1 protein-coding gene is annotated in these 1094 nt (G+C 62.2%); it reads left to right on the plus strand.

All coding sequences use genetic code 11. The features are described from left to right. Positions 1-1094 (plus strand): PHP domain-containing protein (locus GPA10_RS41505; RefSeq protein ID WP_157169910.1); only part of this gene is annotated, 1094 nt, incomplete at both ends.

Raw genomic sequence — 1094 nt, forward strand, 5'->3', positions numbered from 1 at the left:
CTGCACGTCCACACCCAGTACTCGCTCCTGGACGGTGCCGCGCGGCTGAAGGACATGTTCAAGGCGTGCAATGAGATGGGCATGACGCATATCGCGATGTCCGATCACGGCAATCTGCACGGGGCGTACGACTTCTTCCATTCGGCGAAGAAGGCGGGGGTGACGCCGATCATCGGGATCGAGGCGTATGTGGCGCCGGAGTCGCGGCGCAACAAGCGGAAGATCCAGTGGGGGCAGCCGCATCAGAAGCGTGACGACGTGTCGGGTTCGGGTGGTTATACGCACAAGACGATCTGGGCGGTGAACCGTACGGGTCTGCACAATCTGTTCCGTCTCTCCTCGGACGCGTATGCGGAGGGGTGGCTGCAGAAGTGGCCGCGGATGGACAAGGAGACCATCGCGCAGTGGTCGGAGGGCCTGATCGCGTCGACGGGGTGTCCTTCGGGTGAGTTGCAGACGCGGTTGCGTCTGGGGCAGTTCGACGAGGCGGTGAAGGCGGCTTCGGAGTACCAGGACATCTTCGGCAAGGACCGGTATTTCCTGGAGCTGATGGATCACGGGATCGACATCGAGCGGCGGGTCCGTGAGGATCTTCTGCGGGTGGGCAAGAAGCTGGGTATTCCGCCGCTGGTGACGAATGACTCGCATTACACGTATGCGCATGAGGCGACAGCGCACGATGCGCTGCTGTGTATTCAGACGGGCAAGAATCTTTCGGATCCGGATCGGTTCCGTTTCGACGGGACGGGTTATTACCTGAAGTCGACGGAGGAGATGTATGCCGTCGATTCGTCGGACGCCTGGCAGGAGGGGTGTGCGAACACGCTGCTCGTGGCGGAGCAGATCGACACGGACGGCATGTTCGAGAAGCGCGACCTGATGCCGAAGTTCGAGATCCCCGAGGGCTTCACCGAGGTCACCTGGTTCCAGGAGGAGGTCCGGGTCGGCATGGACCGCCGCTACCCGGGCGGCGTCCCCGAGGACCGCCAGAAGCAGGCCGAGTACGAGATGGACATCATCATCCAGATGGGGTTCCCGGGCTACTTCCTCGTGGTCGCCGACTTCATCATGTGGGCGAAGAACAACGGCATCGC

Source organism: Streptomyces typhae (genome assembly GCF_009755605.1).
Classification (GTDB): Bacteria; Actinomycetota; Actinomycetes; order Streptomycetales; family Streptomycetaceae; genus Streptomyces; species Streptomyces typhae.